This window comes from Kribbella sp. NPDC049174 (genome assembly GCF_043197365.1).
Taxonomy (GTDB): Bacteria; Actinomycetota; Actinomycetes; order Propionibacteriales; family Kribbellaceae; genus Kribbella.
Map to the genome: position 1 here is coordinate 139675 of NZ_JBICSZ010000003.1, position 17083 is coordinate 156757.

26 protein-coding genes and 1 pseudogene are annotated in these 17083 nt (G+C 67.5%); all 27 read right to left on the reverse strand.

Annotated elements, in window-relative coordinates; translation table 11 throughout:
* Position 1 precedes the first annotated feature (1 nt).
* Positions 2 to 184, reverse strand: a complete 183-nt coding sequence (rpmD, locus tag ACGFIF_RS17905) for a 50S ribosomal protein L30 (RefSeq protein WP_012923669.1) — start codon at positions 182 to 184, stop codon at positions 2 to 4.
* Positions 184 to 783 carry a 30S ribosomal protein S5 gene (gene rpsE, locus ACGFIF_RS17910; protein WP_132190630.1) on the reverse strand — a complete coding sequence of 200 codons (600 nt, stop codon included), beginning with the start codon at positions 781 to 783 and terminating at the stop codon, positions 184 to 186. The genes rpmD and rpsE overlap by 1 nt, the downstream gene beginning before the upstream one ends.
* Positions 784 to 894: 111 nt before the next feature.
* The gene (gene rplR, locus ACGFIF_RS17915; protein ID WP_132147629.1) at positions 895 to 1278 is read right to left on the reverse strand and encodes a 50S ribosomal protein L18; all 384 of its coding nucleotides are present in this window, start codon (positions 1276 to 1278) and stop codon (positions 895 to 897) included.
* Between the two features lie 2 nt (positions 1279 to 1280).
* The gene (rplF, locus tag ACGFIF_RS17920) at positions 1281 to 1823 is read right to left on the reverse strand and encodes a 50S ribosomal protein L6 (RefSeq protein ID WP_393155671.1); all 543 of its coding nucleotides are present in this window, start codon (positions 1821 to 1823) and stop codon (positions 1281 to 1283) included.
* 27 nt (positions 1824 to 1850) lie between these two features.
* Positions 1851 to 2258, reverse strand: a complete 408-nt coding sequence (gene rpsH / locus ACGFIF_RS17925) for a 30S ribosomal protein S8 (protein WP_131360997.1) — start codon at positions 2256 to 2258, stop codon at positions 1851 to 1853.
* Positions 2259 to 2349: 91 nt separating this feature from the next.
* A complete protein-coding gene (locus tag ACGFIF_RS17930) occupies positions 2350 to 2535 on the reverse strand; it encodes a type Z 30S ribosomal protein S14 (protein ID WP_012923674.1) in 186 nt (61 codons plus the stop codon).
* Between the two features lies 1 nt (position 2536).
* On the reverse strand, positions 2537 to 3112 hold the full coding sequence (gene rplE, locus ACGFIF_RS17935; RefSeq protein ID WP_393155672.1) for a 50S ribosomal protein L5: 576 nt from the start codon (positions 3110 to 3112) through the stop codon (positions 2537 to 2539).
* The gene (rplX, locus tag ACGFIF_RS17940; RefSeq protein ID WP_393155673.1) at positions 3112 to 3498 is read right to left on the reverse strand and encodes a 50S ribosomal protein L24; all 387 of its coding nucleotides are present in this window, start codon (positions 3496 to 3498) and stop codon (positions 3112 to 3114) included. The genes rplE and rplX overlap by 1 nt, the downstream gene beginning before the upstream one ends.
* Before the next feature lies 1 nt (position 3499).
* The gene (gene rplN / locus ACGFIF_RS17945; protein WP_012923677.1) at positions 3500 to 3868 is read right to left on the reverse strand and encodes a 50S ribosomal protein L14; all 369 of its coding nucleotides are present in this window, start codon (positions 3866 to 3868) and stop codon (positions 3500 to 3502) included.
* Between the two features lie 103 nt (positions 3869 to 3971).
* A complete protein-coding gene (rpsQ, locus tag ACGFIF_RS17950) occupies positions 3972 to 4271 on the reverse strand; it encodes a 30S ribosomal protein S17 (RefSeq protein ID WP_393155675.1) in 300 nt (99 codons plus the stop codon).
* Complete coding sequence (gene rpmC / locus ACGFIF_RS17955; protein ID WP_393155676.1) at positions 4268 to 4576, reverse strand: 50S ribosomal protein L29; 309 nt, start codon at positions 4574 to 4576, stop codon at positions 4268 to 4270. The genes rpsQ and rpmC overlap by 4 nt, the downstream gene beginning before the upstream one ends.
* Positions 4576 to 4995 carry a 50S ribosomal protein L16 gene (gene rplP / locus ACGFIF_RS17960; protein ID WP_132216203.1) on the reverse strand — a complete coding sequence of 140 codons (420 nt, stop codon included), beginning with the start codon at positions 4993 to 4995 and terminating at the stop codon, positions 4576 to 4578. The genes rpmC and rplP overlap by 1 nt, the downstream gene beginning before the upstream one ends.
* 3 nt (positions 4996 to 4998) lie before the next feature.
* Positions 4999 to 5859, reverse strand: a complete 861-nt coding sequence (gene rpsC / locus ACGFIF_RS17965) for a 30S ribosomal protein S3 (RefSeq protein ID WP_393155678.1) — start codon at positions 5857 to 5859, stop codon at positions 4999 to 5001.
* Positions 5860 to 5942: 83 nt separating this feature from the next.
* Positions 5943 to 6410 (reverse strand): annotated as a pseudogene (gene rplV / locus ACGFIF_RS17970) (50S ribosomal protein L22); the annotation flags it as partial.
* 49 nt (positions 6411 to 6459) lie between these two features.
* Complete coding sequence (gene rpsS, locus ACGFIF_RS17975) at positions 6460 to 6741, reverse strand: 30S ribosomal protein S19 (protein WP_131361012.1); 282 nt, start codon at positions 6739 to 6741, stop codon at positions 6460 to 6462.
* A 15-nt stretch (positions 6742 to 6756) separates the two neighbouring features.
* Complete coding sequence (gene rplB / locus ACGFIF_RS17980) at positions 6757 to 7590, reverse strand: 50S ribosomal protein L2 (RefSeq protein ID WP_132216194.1); 834 nt, start codon at positions 7588 to 7590, stop codon at positions 6757 to 6759.
* Positions 7590 to 7895 carry a 50S ribosomal protein L23 gene (rplW, locus tag ACGFIF_RS17985; RefSeq protein ID WP_132147597.1) on the reverse strand — a complete coding sequence of 102 codons (306 nt, stop codon included), beginning with the start codon at positions 7893 to 7895 and terminating at the stop codon, positions 7590 to 7592. The genes rplB and rplW overlap by 1 nt, the downstream gene beginning before the upstream one ends.
* Positions 7892 to 8584, reverse strand: coding sequence for a 50S ribosomal protein L4 (rplD, locus tag ACGFIF_RS17990; RefSeq protein WP_393155680.1), 693 nt, complete (start codon positions 8582 to 8584; stop codon positions 7892 to 7894). Before rplD ends, rplW begins: the two co-directional genes overlap by 4 nt.
* On the reverse strand, positions 8581 to 9237 hold the full coding sequence (gene rplC / locus ACGFIF_RS17995; RefSeq protein ID WP_393155681.1) for a 50S ribosomal protein L3: 657 nt from the start codon (positions 9235 to 9237) through the stop codon (positions 8581 to 8583). The genes rplD and rplC overlap by 4 nt, the downstream gene beginning before the upstream one ends.
* A 16-nt stretch (positions 9238 to 9253) precedes the next feature.
* Entirely contained in the window at positions 9254 to 9562 is a 309-nt protein-coding gene (gene rpsJ / locus ACGFIF_RS18000) for a 30S ribosomal protein S10 (RefSeq protein ID WP_012923688.1), read from the reverse strand.
* Positions 9563 to 9921: 359 nt separating this feature from the next.
* A complete protein-coding gene (gene tuf, locus ACGFIF_RS18005) occupies positions 9922 to 11115 on the reverse strand; it encodes an elongation factor Tu (protein ID WP_132216182.1) in 1194 nt (397 codons plus the stop codon).
* A gap of 67 nt (positions 11116 to 11182) precedes the next feature.
* Positions 11183 to 13294, reverse strand: coding sequence for an elongation factor G (gene fusA, locus ACGFIF_RS18010; RefSeq protein ID WP_393155683.1), 2112 nt, complete (start codon positions 13292 to 13294; stop codon positions 11183 to 11185).
* Between the two features lie 71 nt (positions 13295 to 13365).
* Positions 13366 to 13836 carry a 30S ribosomal protein S7 gene (gene rpsG / locus ACGFIF_RS18015; protein ID WP_131361025.1) on the reverse strand — a complete coding sequence of 157 codons (471 nt, stop codon included), beginning with the start codon at positions 13834 to 13836 and terminating at the stop codon, positions 13366 to 13368.
* Positions 13836 to 14210, reverse strand: a complete 375-nt coding sequence (rpsL, locus tag ACGFIF_RS18020; protein WP_012923692.1) for a 30S ribosomal protein S12 — start codon at positions 14208 to 14210, stop codon at positions 13836 to 13838. Before rpsL ends, rpsG begins: the two co-directional genes overlap by 1 nt.
* Positions 14211 to 14491: 281 nt before the next feature.
* On the reverse strand, positions 14492 to 15253 hold the full coding sequence (locus ACGFIF_RS18025; protein WP_393155685.1) for a maleylpyruvate isomerase N-terminal domain-containing protein: 762 nt from the start codon (positions 15251 to 15253) through the stop codon (positions 14492 to 14494).
* Positions 15246 to 16607 carry a nuclear transport factor 2 family protein gene (locus ACGFIF_RS18030; protein ID WP_393155687.1) on the reverse strand — a complete coding sequence of 454 codons (1362 nt, stop codon included), beginning with the start codon at positions 16605 to 16607 and terminating at the stop codon, positions 15246 to 15248. The genes ACGFIF_RS18025 and ACGFIF_RS18030 overlap by 8 nt, the downstream gene beginning before the upstream one ends.
* Positions 16608 to 16638: 31 nt before the next feature.
* On the reverse strand, positions 16639 to 17049 hold the full coding sequence (locus ACGFIF_RS18035) for a DUF1801 domain-containing protein (protein ID WP_393155688.1): 411 nt from the start codon (positions 17047 to 17049) through the stop codon (positions 16639 to 16641).
* Positions 17050 to 17083: the final 34 nt, after the last annotated feature.

Genomic DNA, 17083 nt, shown 5'->3' on the forward strand with positions numbered 1-17083 from the left:
GTCAGTCGACCTCCTCGACGGTGATGAGGTGGCGAACCGTACGGACCATGCCGCGGATCTCCGGGCGGTCGTCGTGAACGGCGACGTCGCCGATCCGCTTCACGCCCAGGGTCCGCAGCGTGTCGCGCTGGTTCTGCTTGCCACCGATGCCGGAACGGGTCTGGGTCACCTTCAGGCGAGCCATCAGGAGGCCACCTCCGCCCGCGCCTTCAGCAGCGCCGCCGGGGCGACGTGCTCGACCGGCAGACCACGGCGAGCCGCCACGGCCTCCGGTGTCTCCAGGCTGCGCAGCGCCTCGACGGTGGCGTGAACCACGTTGATGGCGTTGGACGAGCCCAGCGACTTGCTCAGGATGTCGTGGATGCCGGCGCACTCCAGTACCGCACGCGCCGAGCCACCCGCGATCACACCGGTACCAGGAGCAGCCGGACGCAGCATCACGACGCCTGCGGCCTTCTCACCCTGGACCGGGTGCGGGATGGTGCCCTGGATCCTCGGCACCTTGAAGAATGCCTTCTTGGCCTCCTCGACGCCCTTGGCGATCGCCGCGGGCACCTCCTTGGCCTTGCCGTAACCCACACCGACGGTGCCTTCACCGTCGCCGACGACCACGAGGGCGGTGAAGCTGAAGCGACGACCACCCTTCACGACCTTGGCGACACGGTTGATGGCTACCACGCGCTCGATGTAGGCGGTCTTGTCAGCTGCCGCACCGCGACCACCGTCGCGGTTACGGCGCTCACCACCGGCGCCGCCTCCGCGACGCTGCTGGCCTCCGCTCATTTCGAATCCTCGCTTCGCTCGGAGTTCTCATTCGCGAGTCGCTGCTGCGCTGAATTGTCCACTCGCATGCGCTCGTGCACGGAACTACCTTCTTCCTTTTGTGTCGCCATGTCAGAAGCCGAGGCCGCCCTCACGGGCGGCGTCGGCCAGGGCCGCGATGCGGCCGTGGTACTTGTTCCCGGCCCGGTCGAACACGACCGAGTCGATGCCGGCAGCCTTCGCCCGGTCGGCGATCAGGCCGCCGACGGTCTTGGCCTTGTCCGTCTTGTTCGCCTCCGCGCCACGCAGGTCGGCCTCCATGGTGGAGGCGGACGCCAGCGTCTTGCCGGCCACGTCGTCGATGACCTGAACGAACAGGTGCTTCGACGACTTGGTGACCACCAGCCGCGGCCGGTCGGCCGTGCCGTTGATCTTCTTCCGGACCCGGATCTGGCGACGCAGGCGCGACGCCGTCTTCTTGGCGGAGTGCTTGTGCGGACGCAGTCCGATCGCCATGGTTACTTACCAGCCTTTCCGACCTTGCGGCGCACCTGCTCGCCGGCGTACCGCACACCCTTGCCCTTGTACGGCTCGGGCTTGCGCAGCTTGCGGATGTTGGCGGCAACCTCGCCGACGGACTGCTTGTCGATTCCCTGCACCGAGAACTTGGTCGGCGACTCCACCGCGAAGGTGATGCCGTCCGGCGCCTCCACCGTGATGGTGTGGCTGTAGCCGAGCGAGAACTCCAGCGTGGCCGGGCCCTTGGACAGGACGCGGTATCCGACGCCGACGATCTCGAGCTTCTTCTCGTAACCGTCCGTCACGCCGGTCACCAGGTTGGCGATCAGGGTGCGGGACAGGCCGTGCAGTTCCTTGCTCTTGCGCTGGTCGTCCGGGCGGCTGACGGCGATGGTGCCGTCCTCGTCCCGGTTGACCACGATGGGCTCAGCAACGACGTGCGAGAGCTGACCCTTGGGACCCTTCACGGTGACCGTCTGGCCGTCGATCGTGACGTCGACGCCGGACGGGACCGTGATCGGGAGCTTACCGATGCGAGACATGAGAGTGGTCCTCCTTCCGGTTCTTCGTCACCAGACGTAGGCGAGGACTTCCCCGCCGACGCCCTTGTTCTTGGCCTGCCGGTCGGTCAGCAACCCCTGGGACGTCGAGATGATCGCGACGCCCAGGCCACCGAGAACCTTGGGCAGATTGGTCGACTTCGCGTAGACCCGCAGGCCCGGCTTGCTGATCCGCCGGACGCCCGCGATGGAGCGCTCCCGGCTGGGGCCGAACTTGAGGTCGACGATCAGGGTCTTGCCGACGGCGCCCTCTTTGGGCTCCTCCACCTTGTAGGAGGAGATGTAGCCCTCCTGCTGGAGGATGTCGGCGATGCCCTGCTTGATCTTGCTGTACGGCATCGAGGTCGACTCGTGGTACGCCTGGTTGGCGTTGCGCAGACGCGTCAGCATGTCTGCGATCGGGTCGGTCATCGTCATGGCCTGGGGCCTCTTTCCCGCCGTGGTTTCGCCGGCCGGCGACCTACGGTGACTAGATGGTGAGTGGAGAAAAGATCGGGGGTGGAGACGGTCACCAGCTGGACTTGGTCACACCGGGCAGCTCGCCCCGGTGCGCCATCTCCCGCAGGCAGATCCGGCACAGGCCGAACTTGCGGAAGACCGCCTTCGGCCGGCCGCAGCGCTGGCAACGGGTGTAACCGCGCACCGCGAACTTCGGCTTCCGGGCCTGCTTGACCTTGAGTGCTGTCTTCGCCACGTCAGTTCTCCTTGAACGGGAAACCGAGCTGCCGCAGCAGGGCCCGGCCCTCGTCGTCGTTCTTCGCGGTGGTCACCACGGTGATGTCCATGCCCCGGACCCGGTCGATCCGGTCCTGGTTGATCTCGTGGAACATCACCTGCTCGGTCAGGCCGAAGGTGTAGTTCCCGGTGCCGTCGAACTGCTTCGGCGACAGACCGCGGAAGTCGCGGATCCGCGGCAGCGCGAGCGCCAGCAGCCGGTCCAGGAACTCCCACATCCGGTCACCGCGCAGCGTCACGTGCGCGCCGATCGGCATCCCCTCACGCAGCTTGAACTGCGCGATGGACTTACGGGCCTTGGTGACCTGCGGCTTCTGGCCGGTGATCGCGGCCAGGTCCTTCACCGCGCCGTCGATCAGCTTGGAGTCGCGAGCCGCCTCGCCGACGCCCATGTTCACCACGATCTTGGTGAGCCCGGGCACCTGCATGACGTTCTCGAACTGGAACTGCTCCTGCAGGTTGCCGACGATCTCCTCGCGGTACTTCGTCTTCAGCCGCGGCAGGACCTTGGTGCCCTCGGTTGTCGTTGCAGTCATCAGATCTCCTCGCCGGTACGCCGCGCGATCCGGACGCTCCGGAAACCGGTGTACGTCGAGCCGTCGGGGCGCCGCTTCTGCACCTCGACGCGGTTGTAACCGACGCGGGTGGTCACCTTCTGCTTCTTGCCGTCCTTCTCGACCTCGACCAGAAGCATCACGTTGGAGACGTGGATCGGGGCTTCCTGGGTGACGATGCCACCGGTGGTGCCGCCGCGCTGGGCCTGCTGCACCTTGGTGTGCTTCTTCACCCGGTTGACGCCCTCGACGATGATCTTCTCGTCGTCGGGGAAGACCTGGATGATCTTGCCCTCGAGGCCCTTGGACTTGCCGGCGATCACGCGGACGAGATCACCCTTCTTCACGTGCAGCTTGTTCTGTGCCATCTCAGAGCACCTCCGGGGCGAGCGAGATGATCTTCATGAAGCGCTTCTCGCGCAGCTCCCGGCCGACCGGCCCGAAGATGCGGGTACCACGCGGCTCGCCGTCGGCCTTCAGGATCACCGCGGCGTTCTCGTCGAACCGGATGTAGGAGCCGTCCGGACGCCGGCGCTCCTTCACGGTCCGCACGACGACCGCCTTGACGACGTCACCCTTCTTCACACCACCGCCGGGGATCGCGTCCTTGACGGTGGCGACGATCGTGTCACCGACACCGGCGTAGCGCCGACCGGAGCCACCGAGCACGCGGATGCAAAGGATCTCCTTCGCGCCCGTGTTGTCGGCGACCTTCAGTCGCGACTCCTGCTGGATCATCTGTTGATCTCCTGGTTGTCTCGCTGGTTCTCACTCACGTGAGCCTTGCGGAACGAATAATTTCGATTGGTTGCCGGTCAGTGCCGAAGCGCTGGGCCCGGAACTACTTGGCCTTCTCGAGGATCTCGACGACGCGCCAGCGCTTGGTCGCCGACAGCGGCCGGGTCTCCATCAGGAGGACGCGGTCGCCGATCCCGGCGGCGTTCTGCTCGTCGTGCGCCTTGAGCTTGCTGGTGCGCCGGATGACCTTGCCGTACAGCGCGTGCTTGACCCGGTCCTCGACCTCGACGGTGACGGTCTTGTCCATCTTGTCGCTCAGCACCAGGCCCTCACGGGTCTTCCGGCGGCCTCGCGCCTCGGGGGTCGTGCTCACGTTCTCGTCCTTCGCTGCGTTCTCGGTCATGCCTTGCTCCCGGCCTTCTCGCTGTCGTCCGCGGTCTCCTCGGCGTCGTCAGCCTCGACGACGTCCTCGGCCGCGGCAGGCGCGGCGTCGACCTCTTCGGTGATGCCGAGCGCGCGCTCGGTCAGCACCGTGTAGATGCGGGCGATGTCCTTACGGACGGCGCGCAGCCGGCCGTGGGACTCCAGCTGGCCCGTGGCAGCCTGGAACCGGAGGTTGAACAGCTCCTCCTTGGCTTCAGCGAGCTTGCTCTGCAGCTCGTCCCGACCCAGGTTCCGCAGCTCGGCGGCGGTCACGGTCGTAGCCATCAGTTCTCACCTGCCTCTCGGGTGATGAAGCGGCACTTCATCGGCAACTTGTGGATCGCGCGGCGCATGGCCTCGCGAGCGATGTCCTCCGGTACGCCGGACAGCTCGAACATCACGCGACCGGCCTTGACGTTGGCGATCCACCACTCCGGCGAACCCTTACCGGAACCCATCCGGGTCTCGGCCGGCTTCTTGGTCAACGGGCGGTCGGGGTAGATGTTGATCCACACCTTTCCGCCACGCTTGATGTGCCGGGTCATCGCGATACGCGCGGACTCGATCTGCCGGTTGGTGACGTAGTGGCTCTCCAGCGCCTGGATGCCGAAGTCACCGAAGGCCAGCGTGGTACCGCCCTTGGCAGCGCCGGAGCGCTTCGGGTGGTGCTGCTTGCGGTGCTTGACCTTGCGGGGGATGAGCATTGGTCAGCTCTCCGTTCCGGTCGTCTCGGCGGGCTTGCCGGCGGCCTTCTCGGCCGGCGCGGCCGCGTCGGTCTTCGGGGCCTCGGCGCGGGCGCCACCGTCCCGGCGGTCGTCACGACGACCGCCACGGTCACCGCCGCGGCCACCACGGTCACCGCGGTCACGGTCGCCGCGAGCCGGACGGCCACGCCCCTGAGTGGCGGCGCGGGCAGCTGCCTGCGCCTCCCGCTCGGCGCGAGTGCCGGCGACGTCGCCCTTGTAGATCCAGACCTTCACGCCGATCCGGCCGAAGGTCGTGCGGGCCTCGTAGAAGCCGTAGTCGATGTCCGCACGGAGCGTGTGCAGCGGCACCCGGCCCTCACGGTAGAACTCCGACCGCGACATCTCCGCGCCACCGAGCCGGCCGGAGCACTGGATCCGGATGCCCAGGGCGCCGCCACGCATGGTGGTCTGCATCGCCTTGCGCATCGCGCGGCGGAACGCCACGCGGCCGGACAGCTGCTCGGCCACGCCCTGCGCGACCAGCTGGGCGTCGACCTCGGAGTTCTTCACCTCGAGGATGTTGAGCTGCACCTGCTTGCCGGTGAGCTCCTCCAGGCTGCCCCGGATCCGGTCCGCCTCGGCGCCGCGGCGACCGATGACGATGCCCGGACGGGCGGTGTGGATGTCGACGCGGACGCGGTCACGGGTGCGCTCGATCTCCACGCGGGAGATGCCGGCGCGCTCCATGCCCTTGCTCAGCAGGCGGCGGATCTTGACGTCCTCGCCCACGTAGTCCTTGTACAGCTTGTCGGCGTACCAGCGGCTCTTGTGATCGGTGCTGATGCCGAGACGGAACCCGTGCGGGTTTACCTTCTGTCCCACAGTCAGGACTCCTTCTTCTCAGCGGTGGCCTTCTTGGCAGTCGCCTTCTTGGCCGGCGCCTTGTCGGCGGCGGCCTTGTCAGCGGCCTTCTTGGCCGGTGCCTTCTTGGCAGCCTTCTTGGTGTCCGCCTTCTTGGCCTCGGCCGGCGGCTCCTCCTCGACCCGCGGCGCGACCACGACGGTGATGTGGCTGGTCCGCTTGTCGATCCGGGTGGCCCGGCCCTGTGCACGGGGGCGGTGACGCTTCAGCGTCGGTCCCTCGTCCACGAAGGCCTTCGCCACGACCAGGTCGGCCCGGCTCAGGTGCTCGGTGCCCTCGGCGTTCGCCGCAGCGCTGTCGACGACCTTGTACACGGTCGCGGCAGCGGCCTGCGGGGCGAACTTCAGAGTGGCGAGTGCGTCGTCGACGCCCAGACCGCGCACCAGGTCGACCACGCGGCGCGCCTTCATCGGCGTCACGCGGACGAAGCGCGCGACCGCGAAGGCCCCGGGCTCGTCGCCCAGCAGACCCTCGCGACGGGCGCTGATCGCCCTACGCTCTTGAACGCTCATGATGTTCGAATCTCTCCGTAGGTTGCTTTCGCTTCGTCACTGACCACGGTCAGCGACGCCGTGACTTCCGGTCGTCCTTCTCGTGACCCTTGAACGTCCGGGTCGGGGCGAACTCGCCGAGCTTGTGCCCGACCATCGCATCCGTCACGAACACGGGCACGTGCTTGCGGCCGTCGTGCACCGCGAGCGTGTGGCCGATCATGTCCGGCACGATCATCGATCGGCGGGACCAGGTCTTGATGACGTTCTTGGTGCCCTTCTCGTTCTGCACCTCCACCTTCTTCATCAGGTGGTGGTCGACGAACGGGCCCTTCTTCAGACTGCGTGGCATTCTGGCCGGCTCCTATCAGCGCTTCTTGCCGGCCTTGCGGCGCCGGACGATCATGCGGTCGCTTTCCTTGCGGGTGCGGGTGCGCCCCTCAGGCTTGCCCCACGGGGACACCGGGTGACGACCACCCGAGGTCTTGCCCTCACCACCACCGTGCGGGTGGTCGACCGGGTTCATCGCGACACCGCGGACGGTCGGGCGCTTGCCCTTCCAGCGCATCCGGCCCGCCTTGCCCCAGTTGATGTTCGACTGCTCGCCGTTGCCGACCTCACCGAGGGTGGCGCGGCAACGCACGTCGACCATCCGGACCTCGCCGGACGGCATCCGCAGGGTGGCCATCCGGCCCTCCTTCGCGACCAGCTGGATGCTGGCACCGGCCGAGCGGCCCATCTTGGCGCCGCCGCCCGGGCGCAGCTCGACGGCGTGCACCGTGGAGCCGACCGGGATGTTGCGCAGCGGCAGGTTGTTGCCGACCTTGATGTCGGCGGCCGGGCCGTTCTCGACGATCGTGCCCTGCTTCAGGTTCGCCGGGGCGAGGATGTAGCGCTTCTCGCCGTCGACGTAGTGCAGCAGCGCGATCCGCGCGGTGCGGTTCGGGTCGTACTCGATCTCGGCCACCTTCGCCGGGACGCCGTCCTTGTCGTACCGCTTGAAGTCGATCAGCCGGTACGCCCGCTTGTGACCGCCGCCCTGGTGCCGGGTGGTGATCTTGCCGGAGTTGTTCCGGCCGCCCTTCTTCGGGAGCGGACGCAGCAGCGACTTCTCCGGGGTCGAACGGGTGAGCTCGACGAAGTCGGCCACGCTCGAGCCACGGCGGCCCGGCGTCGTCGGCTTGTATTTGCGGATACCCATTACGACTGGCCTCCGAAGATGTCGATGCGGTCGTCACCCTTGAGGGTCACGATCGCCCGCTTGGTGTCCGGGCGCTTGCCCCAGCCGGACCGGGTCCGGCGGCGCTTGCCCTTGCGGTTGATGGTGTTGACGTCGCTGACCTTGACCTTGAAGACCTTCTCGACCGCGAGCTTGATCTCGGTCTTGTTGGCGTTCGGGTCGACCTCGAACGTGTACTTCTGCTCGTCCAGCAGGCCGTAGCTCTTCTCGCTCACGACCGGCCGCAGCAGCACGTCCCGCGGGTCCTTGTTGACTCCGTGGCTCATGCCTCTACCTCCTCGGCTTCGGTCGACGTCGCGACAGCCTTGACGGACTTGCCCTTCGGGGCGCCGGCGACGAAGGCGTCGAGCGCTCCCGTGGTGAACACGACCGCGTCGGCGACGAGTACGTCGTACGCGTTCAGCTGGTCGGCGGCGATCAGGTGCACGTGCTGCACGTTGCGCAGGCTCAGCCAGGTGAGCTCGTCGGCACGCTCGACCACGACCAGGGCCTTGCCCGGGTCGGTGACCTCGGACAGCACCTTCAGCGCGGTCTTGGTGGACGGGGTGTCGCCGTCGACGAACTTCTCGACCACGAACACCTGGCCGTCACGGGCCCGGTCCGAGAGCGCACCGCGAAGCGCGGCGGCAATCATCTTCTTCGGGGTCCGCTGGCTGTAGTCGCGCGGGGTCGGGCCGTGCACCACGCCACCGCCGGTGAACTGCGGCGCGCGGGTCGAGCCCTGCCGGGCGCGACCGGTGCCCTTCTGGCGGTACGGCTTGGCGCCACCGCCGGACACCTCGCCCCGGGTCTTGACCTTGTGCGTCCCCTGCCGGGCCGCGGCCAGCTGGGCCACCACGACCTGGTGGATCAGCGGGATGTTGACCTGGACGTCGAACAGCTCGGCCGGAAGCTCGGCGGAGCCCTTCTTGCTGACCTTGTCGCCCTTCACGACGACGACGTCGACGGTGCTCACTTGGCAGCTCCCTTCGCGGCGTTGCGGATCAGCACGAGGCCGCCCTTCGGACCAGGAACGGCGCCCTTGAGCAGGATCAGGCCGCGCTCGGTGTCGATCGCGTGGACCGACACGTTCTGCGTGGTGACCTTCTCGTTGCCCATCCGGCCGGCCATCCGCAGGCCCTTGAAGACCCGCCCAGGGGTGGCGCAGCCACCGATGGAGCCCGGCGAGCGGTGCTTCTTGTGGACACCGTGGGTGGCGCGCAGGCCGTGGAAGCCGTGCCGCTTCATCACACCGGCGAAGCCCTTGCCCTTGCTGGTGGCGGAGACGTCGACCAGCTCACCAGCGGCGAACGCCTCGGCCTTGATCTCCTGGCCCAGCGTGTACTCGCTCGCGTCGGCGGTGCGCAGCTCCAGCAGGTGGCGCCGCGGCGTCACGCCGGCCTTGTCGAAGTGGCCGCGCATCGGCTTGGCCACCTTGCGGGGGTCGATGTCGCCGAACGCGATCTGGACGCCGTCGTACCCGTGGCTGTCCGAGGTGCGAACCTCGGTCACGACGCACGGGCCGGCCTGGATCACGGTCACGGGGACGACGCGGTTGTTCTCGTCCCAGGTCTGGGTCATGCCGAGCTTGGTGCCCAGCAGACCGCGCGTGTTCTTCTGCTTGCTCATTGGTTGTTCGCGTCCCTCAGAGCTTGATCTCGATGTCGACACCGGCCGGCAGGTCGAGCCGCATCAGCGAGTCGACGGTCTTCGGCGTGGGGTCGATGATGTCGATGAGCCGCTTGTGGGTGCGCATCTCGAAGTGCTCGCGGCTGTCCTTGTACTTGTGCGGCGAGCGGATGACGCAGAACACGTTCTTTTCCGTCGGCAACGGCACCGGGCCAGCAACCTTCGCACCAGTACGCGTCACCGTGTCGACAATCTTGCGCGCCGAGCTGTCGATGACCTCGTGGTCGTAGGCCTTCAGCCGGATGCGGATCTTTTGTCCCGCCATCGCTTCGCTTCGTCCTTCTCTATCGTCTTCGTTGCGTTGCTCCGACCCCCGAGGTCGGGTGTGTCGCGGACGCGGAACGCGCGCGACTCACCGCTTCATCGACCTGGAATGGTGATCGGGGCCCGGTCTCGGACCGGAACCTCGGCATGGTCTCCGGTCCGGCGCACCAGCCAGACCAACGGTCTGGGGCGCGCCCCGGCGGCCTCGCCTGAGCAACCTGAATATTGTGCCAGAGATCGGCGTCGAAACGCCAATCCGGTGGCTTCACCCCTGATCCGGCGCACCTGATGCGCCGGATCAGGCGCAAAGCAGAGGTCCGCGGGGGCTCAGGACTGCGAGCCCTCGCGGACCTCGTGAGATCACTTGATGATCTTGGTGACCCGGCCGGCGCCGACGGTGCGGCCACCTTCGCGGATCGCGAACTTCAGACCCTCTTCCATGGCGATCGGCTGGATCAGCTCGACCGACATGTCGGTGTTGTCGCCCGGCATGACCATCTCGGTGCCCTCGGGCAGCGTGACGACGCCGGTGACGTCCGTGGTGCGGAAGTAGAACTGAGGCCGGTAGTTCTGGAAGAACGGCGTGTGACGGCCGCCCTCCTCCTTCGACAGGATGTAGACCGACGCGTCGAAGTTGGTGTGCGGGGTCGTGGTGCCCGGCTTGATGACGACCATGCCGCGCTCGACGTCCTCGCGCTTGGTGCCACGAAGCAGCAGACCGACGTTCTCACCGGCCTGGCCCTCGTCCAGCAGCTTGCGGAACATCTCGATACCGGTGACCGTGGTGGTCTGCTTCTCCGGACGGATGCCGACGATGTCGACGGTCTCGTTGATCTTGACGACACCGCGCTCGATCCGGCCGGTGATGACCGTGCCGCGACCGGTGATGGTGAAGACGTCCTCCACCGGCATCAGGAACGGCTTGTCGACCTCGCGCTCCGGCTGCGGGATGTAGGAGTCGACCGCGTCCATCAGCTCGATGATCGACTCGCCCCACTTGGCGTCGCCCTGCAGCGCCGGGTGAGCGGCGACGCGGACGATCGGCGCGTTGTCGCCGTCGAACTCCTGCTCCGAGAGCAGCTCGCGGACCTCGAGCTCGACGAGCTCCAGGATCTCCTCGTCGTCGACCATGTCGCACTTGTTCAGCGCGACGACCATGGCCGGCACGCCGACCTGACGGGCGAGCAGCACGTGCTCACGCGTCTGCGGCATCGGGCCGTCGGTGGCGGCGACGACCAGGATCGCGCCGTCCATCTGGGCCGCACCGGTGATCATGTTCTTGATGTAGTCCGCGTGACCCGGGCAGTCAACGTGGGCGTAGTGCCGGGCCTCGGTCTGGTACTCGACGTGCGCGATGGAGATGGTGATACCGCGCTGACGCTCTTCGGGCGCCTTGTCGATCTGATCGAAGGCCGACGCCTCGTTGAGGTTCGGGTACTTGTCGTGCAGCACCTTGGTGATCGCCGCGGTAAGAGTGGTCTTACCGTGGTCGATGTGACCGATGGTGCCGATGTTGACGTGCGGCTTAGTCCGCTCGAACTTCGCCTTCGCCACTGGGGCCCTCCTAGTAAATGTTGACTACGCCGTACGACGCTGTGGGTGGTTGGTCCGGAGCGAGAGACTACTCGCCCCGGGCCTTCTTGATGATCTCTTCCGCCACGTTCTTCGGAACCTCGGCGTAGGAATCGAACTGCATCGAGTACGACGCGCGTCCCTGCGTCTTGGAACGCAGGTCCCCGACATACCCGAACATCTCCGACAACGGCACCAGGGCCTTCACGACCCGGCTGCCACCGGGGCCTTCGTCCATCGACTGGATCTGGCCACGGCGAGAGTTGAGGTCGCCGATCACTTCACCCATGTAGTCCTCGGGGGTGGTGACCTCGACCGCGAACATCGGCTCCAGGATGACCGGAGTCGCCCGGCGGGCGGCGTCCTTGAAGGCCATCGAACCGGCGATCTTGAACGCGAGCTCGGAGGAGTCGACGTCGTGGTAGGCGCCGTCCTGCAGCGTCACCTTGACGTCCACCATCGGGTAGCCGGCCAGTACGCCGAACTCCATCGCCTCCTGGGCGCCCTCGTCCACCGACGGGATGTACTCCCGGGGGATGCGGCCACCGGTGACGGCGTTGACGAACTCGTACCCGCCCTCACCACCGGCCTCGACGCTGGTCGGCTCGATGTCGATGATCACGCGCGCGAACTGACCCGAACCACCGGTCTGCTTCTTGTGCGTGTAGTCGACCTTCTCGACCTTCTTCTTGATGGTCTCGCGGTAGGCGACCTGCGGCTTGCCGACGTTCGCCTCGACCCGGAACTCGCGCTTCATCCGGTCGACCAGCACCTCGAGGTGCAGCTCGCCCATCCCGGCGATGATGGTCTGGCCGGTGTCCTCGTCGGTCCGGACCTGGAAGGTCGGGTCCTCCTCGGCCAGCCGCTGGATCGCGACGCCCAGCTTCTCCTGGTCGCTCTTCGACTTGGGCTCGATGGCGACCGAGATGACCGGGGCCGGGAACTGCATCGACTCCAGCACGACCGGGTTCGACGGGTCGGCCAGGGTCTCACCGGTGGTGGTGTCCTTCAGACCCATCACGGCGACGATGTGGCCGGCGCCGATCGACGCGATCTCCTCACGCTTGTTCGCGTGCATCCGGTAGATCTTGCCGATCCGCTCCTTGCGGCCCTTGGTCGGGTTCAGCACCTGCGTACCGGTCTCGAGCTTGCCCGAGTAGACCCGGATGAAGGTCAGCTTGCCCAGGTGCGGGTCGGCCGCGATCTTGAACGCCAGCGCCGAGAACGGCTCGCTGTCGTCCGGCTTGCGCAGCACGACCTGCTCCGCGTCCTTGACGTCGTGACCCTCGATGGCCGGGACGTCGATCGGGCTCGGCAGGTAGGCGTTGACCGCGTCGAGCAGCGGCTGGACGCCCTTGTTCTTGAAGGCCGTACCGGTCAGCACCGGGGTCAGCTTGCTGGCCAGGGTGGCGCGGCGCACGGCGGCGACCAACTGCTCCTGGGTCGGGTCTTCACCCTCCAGGTACAGCTCCATGATCTCGTCGTCGGCCTCGGCCACGGTCTCGACCAGCTTGTCGCGCCACTCGGCGGCCAGGTCGGTGTGGCTGGCCGGGATCTCCTCGACCGTGTAGTCCTCACCGATCTTGGTCTCGCCACGCCAGGTCAGCGCGCGCATCCCGACCAGGTCGACGACGCCGATGAAGTCGGCCTCGGCCCCGATCGGCAGCTGCATGACCAGCGGGACGGCGCCGAGGCGGTCCTTGATCATGTCGACACAGCGCATGAACTCCGCGCCGGTGCGGTCCAGCTTGTTGACGAAGCAGATCCGCGGCACGCCGTACCGGTCCGCCTGACGCCAGACGGTCTCCGACTGCGGCTCCACGCCGGCGACACCGTCGAACACGGCGACGGCACCGTCGAGGACGCGCAGCGAGCGCTCCACCTCGACGGTGAAGTCGACGTGGCCCGGGGTGTCGATGATGTTGATGGTGTGGTCTTTCCAGGTGCAGGTCGTCGCGGCGGACGTGATGGTGATGCCGCGCTCCTGCTCCTGCTCCATCCAGTCCATCGTGGCGGCGCCCTCGTGGACCTCACCGATCTTGTAGGTGATACCGGTGTAGAAGAGGATCCGCTCGGTCGTCGTCGTCTTGCCGGCGTCGATGTGAGCCATGATCCCGATGTTGCGGACCTTGGCCAGGTCGGTGGTGATTTGTACGGCCACCTCGGTGGTCTACCTCTCGATTCTGTACTGCGTCAAAGGGGTGAGCGCTGGGGTCCGGATCGGACCCCGGATCACCAGCGGTAGTGGGCGAAAGCCTTGTTGGCTTCGGCCATCTTGTGCGTGTCCTCGCGGCGCTTGACCGAGGCACCCAGACCGTTCGAAGCGTCCAGGATCTCGTTCATCAGGCGCTCGGACATGGTCTTCTCGCGACGGGCGCGGGAGTACGTCGTCAGCCAGCGCAGCGCCAGCGTGGTGGACCGGCCCGGCTTGACCTCGATCGGCACCTGGTAGGTGGCGCCACCGACCCGGCGGCTCTTCACCTCGATGCTCGGCTTCACGTTGTCCAGCGCACGCTTCAGCGTGATCACCGGGTCGGTGCCGGTCTTGGTGCGGGTGCCCTCGAGCGCCGTGTAGACGATGCTCTGCGCGATCTGCTTCTTGCCGTCGACCAGGATCTTCGAGATCAACTGGGTGACGAGCGGCGAACTGTAGACCGGGTCGATGATGACCGGCCGCTTCGGGGCGGGACCCTTGCGCGGCATTAGCTCTTCTCCTTCTTCGCGCCGTAACGGCTGCGGGCCTGCTTCCGGTTCTTCACACCCTGGGTGTCGAGCGAACCGCGGATGATCTTGTACCGGACACCCGGAAGGTCCTTCACACGACCGCCACGCACGAGCACGATCGAGTGCTCCTGCAGGTTGTGGCCGACGCCGGGAATGTACGCGGTGACCTCGATGCCGCTGGTCAGGCGGACACGCGCAACCTTGCGAAGAGCCGAGTTCGGCTTCTTCGGCGTGGTGGTGTAAACGCGCGTGCACACACCGCGACGCTGAGGGGAACCCTTCAGGGCGGGCGTCTTGTTCTTGGACACCTTGTCCTGGCGGCCCTTGCGGACCAGCTGCTGAATGGTGGGCACCGCGTAGGTCTCTTTCTGTCGTCCGGCTTTCTTCTGCTGCTGCTGTTGCCTGACCCCCGCGGTCGGGTGTGTCGCGTGCGCACGGGCGTACCGGAGCCGTAATCTTCCAGACTGTCGGCAGGAGTCCCGTGCCACGCGCGCAGACCCGTTCGACCGAGGGGCACGCATGACGGCCCAGGATGACCCGGGCACGATCGTTAAGACTAGCGGCTGCCTCAAGCACGGTCAAAATGAGTAACCGACCGGCGATGAGGTGTTTCCGCAGGTCCAGTCTACAGGGCCTACGGCGTAGCTGTGCCGGCCAGGAAAGCGGCTGCCACCGCGGGGTCTCCCTCGACCGTCAGGACGCTTCCCGGCAAGCGCTTCCAGAGGCAGAGGTCGAGCTCGGCCGCCGTCCCCGAGACGACCGCCTCACCGGTCGCCTTGCCGCGCTCGACCTGCGGCCGATCCCCTTCTGGCACAGGCGTGAGCGTCCATTCGTCACCGGTGTCGACGGCCCGTACGCCGACCTGCCGGGTGACCGCCGGCGCGAACCCGCGGGCCAGCATCCGGGGCAGGAACACCCCGAAGACCTCGTCGACCCCGTCGGCCGCGATCCGGGCAGGTACGACGGTAAGACCACTGGCCGACCGCTGGTCCTGATCCGCCCCGGCCTGGACGGCGTCCACGAGGTGGATCACCGTCTCATGCATGCGCCGGCGCGACCAGAATGCAGCGCGCTGTTCGACCGGCGCGAAGTTCCAGCACGGCTCGTCCGGATCGACGGCCCGGATCGCGGCGGCCAGTGCCGCGGTCGTGCCGCCATACCAGTCGGCCCAGGAGATCGTCGTACGCAGAACTTCGGGGACTCGCTGGCCGGTGCCGCTGAGCAGGATGGAAGCGGCCCAGCGTTGGCCGGCTCCGAGGTGCAGAGCCAGGTCGGCCAAGGTCCAGCCGGGGCATCCGGGCACCGCCGCGGCCGGGTCGACGCGATCGAGGACGGCCGCGAAGTCCGCGGCCGTCCGCTCGAACTCGGCCAGATAGTCGATGGGGCTGTCAGACACGGAACTGGACTTCGCCGATCAAACCGTCGGTGACGCGATAGAGGGCGATCATCGGGGTCGGCTCGCCGGTGTCGTACGCCAGGATGTGCTCGACCACCCAGTCGCCGAGCATCAGCTTCTGCACCACCTCGGTCTTGCAGCGGCCGGCGTCGAAGCGCGGCCGGTAGTACTCGCGGAGGAACCGGCGGCCCTTCAGTTCGGTGCCGTCGGCCAGCTCGATCCGAGCGGTCGGCGAGTACATCGCCAGGAACGCTTCCAGGTCGTGCGCGGCGTACGCGGAGTGCTCCCGGGCGACCACCCGCGCGGCCGGGGTATCAGCCGTGGCGGCGGCGACTGTGGCGGCCGCAACGCTGGCGAGCGGCGTGGCCGCGGGAGCGGCAGCCGAAGCCGGCGTGGCTGTGGGAGCGGGAGTAGCTGCGGGAGTGGGCGTGGCGGCGACTGAGGGCGTGGGAGTAGCGGCGGCTGTGGGAGTAGGCGTGGCCGGGGAGGTGGAAGGCTTCGGCCGGCTGGCGGGCTCGGCGGGTGCCTTCGTCTCCTTCACCGCCACGGTGGGCTTGGCGGCGGCCGTCGGGCGCCGGGTGGAGGACTTGGCCGGTGGAGGGGGTACGAGGAGTTTGTCCTGGCCGTCCGGCTCCTCGCCCAGGTGGGCGATCGCCCAGTCCAGAGCCTTGGTGACGGCGGCGCGTGATTCTTCGGTGTGGTCGAGCATGTCGAACCCGTGGTGCCCTTTCGGTACGTCGATGATGTCCAGCGCGGTGCCACCGGCGGAGACGAACTCCGCGACCGGAGCGGCGAGCTCCTCGTGCTCGAGTCCGGCTCGGGTCAGCAGTACCGGCAGATCCTTGTGTTTGCCGATCACTTCGGCGGCATTGACCAGTTCGTCGACACCGGGCGGGGTGGCGAGCAGGGGGTACGTGAGGGCGACACAACGCAACCAGTCGGGGCGGCTGTCCAGCCACTCCCCTGCCAGCAGGCCGGCGCCGGAGAAGAACCACAGGGCGACCCGATCGGGGTCGACCCGTGGATCGGATCGCAGTGAGCCGACCGCAGCCTCCACCTCGTCCGCGGCGGTGACCAACTGGTCGAAGCCGCGGAGCAGGCTGTGGTCGACGACAGCAGCCACTACGCCACGCCGGGCGGCAGCGGTTGCGTAACCCTTGAACACCGGCCACTCCCGCGGCGTCGCCGCGGGGTCGGCCGGCACGGGACCCCCGTGCACGAAAAGAATCGCGCCGGTCCGGGCGGTTCCGGCCGGGCGGTAGAAGTCGATCTCTCCGAGCCGGTCGACCCGCACGTCTGGTCCGTCCAAGACTCCCAGGACGAAAGGCCGCAGGTAGGCCGGGAGATCCGTCATGGACCAATCTTGGCGCATCCCGGGGACAACTTCAGCCGCCACCCCGCGCGCCGTCCACACTCCGCTGCGCAAGCTCGGTCAGAACGCCGGAATCCACGTCGGACAAGCGTTTGACGTACAGGCAGCCGACGCCGGTCGTGTGCGGGCCGAGTCGCTCGAGCAGTTCGTCGTACCCCTTGAATCCCTCGGTGAGGTAGAGGGTCAGGGCCTGTTTGCGGGCGGCGAAGCCGATCTGGAACCAGTCCAGCTCGCGACCGCTCTCGTAGACCAGGTGGCGGTCGCCGTAGCCGACGATGGACGGGCCCCACAGGGCCGGCTCGAGGCCGGTCGCCCCGGTCAGCAATTCGTTCAGTGCACGGGCGTCCTCGCCGCGTGGTCCGGCGAGGCCGGCCAGGTAGTCGTCGACGGACGCATCGGTCTTGACGGTCTTGTTTCCGGCCATAGCCCATCCTGCCTCGCCCGGTGCCTGCTCCGGA

Coding starts and splice junctions, on each gene's coding strand:
- rplP (WP_132216203.1), bottom strand. CDS start 4,995: ATGCTCATCCCCCGCAAGGTCAAGCACCGCAAGCAGCACCACCCGAAG.
- rplN (WP_012923677.1), bottom strand. CDS start 3,868: ATGATCCAGCAGGAGTCGCGACTGAAGGTCGCCGACAACACGGGCGCG.
- rpmC (WP_393155676.1), bottom strand. CDS start 4,576: ATGGCTACGACCGTGACCGCCGCCGAGCTGCGGAACCTGGGTCGGGAC.
- rplB (WP_132216194.1), bottom strand. CDS start 7,590: ATGGGTATCCGCAAATACAAGCCGACGACGCCGGGCCGCCGTGGCTCG.
- rpsS (WP_131361012.1), bottom strand. CDS start 6,741: ATGCCACGCAGTCTGAAGAAGGGCCCGTTCGTCGACCACCACCTGATG.
- ACGFIF_RS18030 (WP_393155687.1), bottom strand. CDS start 16,607: ATGACGGATCTCCCGGCCTACCTGCGGCCTTTCGTCCTGGGAGTCTTG.
- rpmD (WP_012923669.1), bottom strand. CDS start 184: ATGGCTCGCCTGAAGGTGACCCAGACCCGTTCCGGCATCGGTGGCAAG.
- rpsG (WP_131361025.1), bottom strand. CDS start 13,836: ATGCCGCGCAAGGGTCCCGCCCCGAAGCGGCCGGTCATCATCGACCCG.
- rplC (WP_393155681.1), bottom strand. CDS start 9,237: ATGAGCAAGCAGAAGAACACGCGCGGTCTGCTGGGCACCAAGCTCGGC.
- rpsQ (WP_393155675.1), bottom strand. CDS start 4,271: ATGACCGAGAACGCAGCGAAGGACGAGAACGTGAGCACGACCCCCGAG.
- rplR (WP_132147629.1), bottom strand. CDS start 1,278: ATGGCGATCGGACTGCGTCCGCACAAGCACTCCGCCAAGAAGACGGCG.
- ACGFIF_RS18035 (WP_393155688.1), bottom strand. CDS start 17,049: ATGGCCGGAAACAAGACCGTCAAGACCGATGCGTCCGTCGACGACTAC.
- rpsH (WP_131360997.1), bottom strand. CDS start 2,258: ATGACGATGACCGACCCGATCGCAGACATGCTGACGCGTCTGCGCAAC.
- rpsE (WP_132190630.1), bottom strand. CDS start 783: ATGAGCGGAGGCCAGCAGCGTCGCGGAGGCGGCGCCGGTGGTGAGCGC.
- rplX (WP_393155673.1), bottom strand. CDS start 3,498: ATGGCACAGAACAAGCTGCACGTGAAGAAGGGTGATCTCGTCCGCGTG.
- rplE (WP_393155672.1), bottom strand. CDS start 3,112: ATGACTGCAACGACAACCGAGGGCACCAAGGTCCTGCCGCGGCTGAAG.
- rpsJ (WP_012923688.1), bottom strand. CDS start 9,562: ATGGCGGGACAAAAGATCCGCATCCGGCTGAAGGCCTACGACCACGAG.
- rplF (WP_393155671.1), bottom strand. CDS start 1,823: ATGTCTCGCATCGGTAAGCTCCCGATCACGGTCCCGTCCGGCGTCGAC.
- rplW (WP_132147597.1), bottom strand. CDS start 7,895: ATGAGCCACGGAGTCAACAAGGACCCGCGGGACGTGCTGCTGCGGCCG.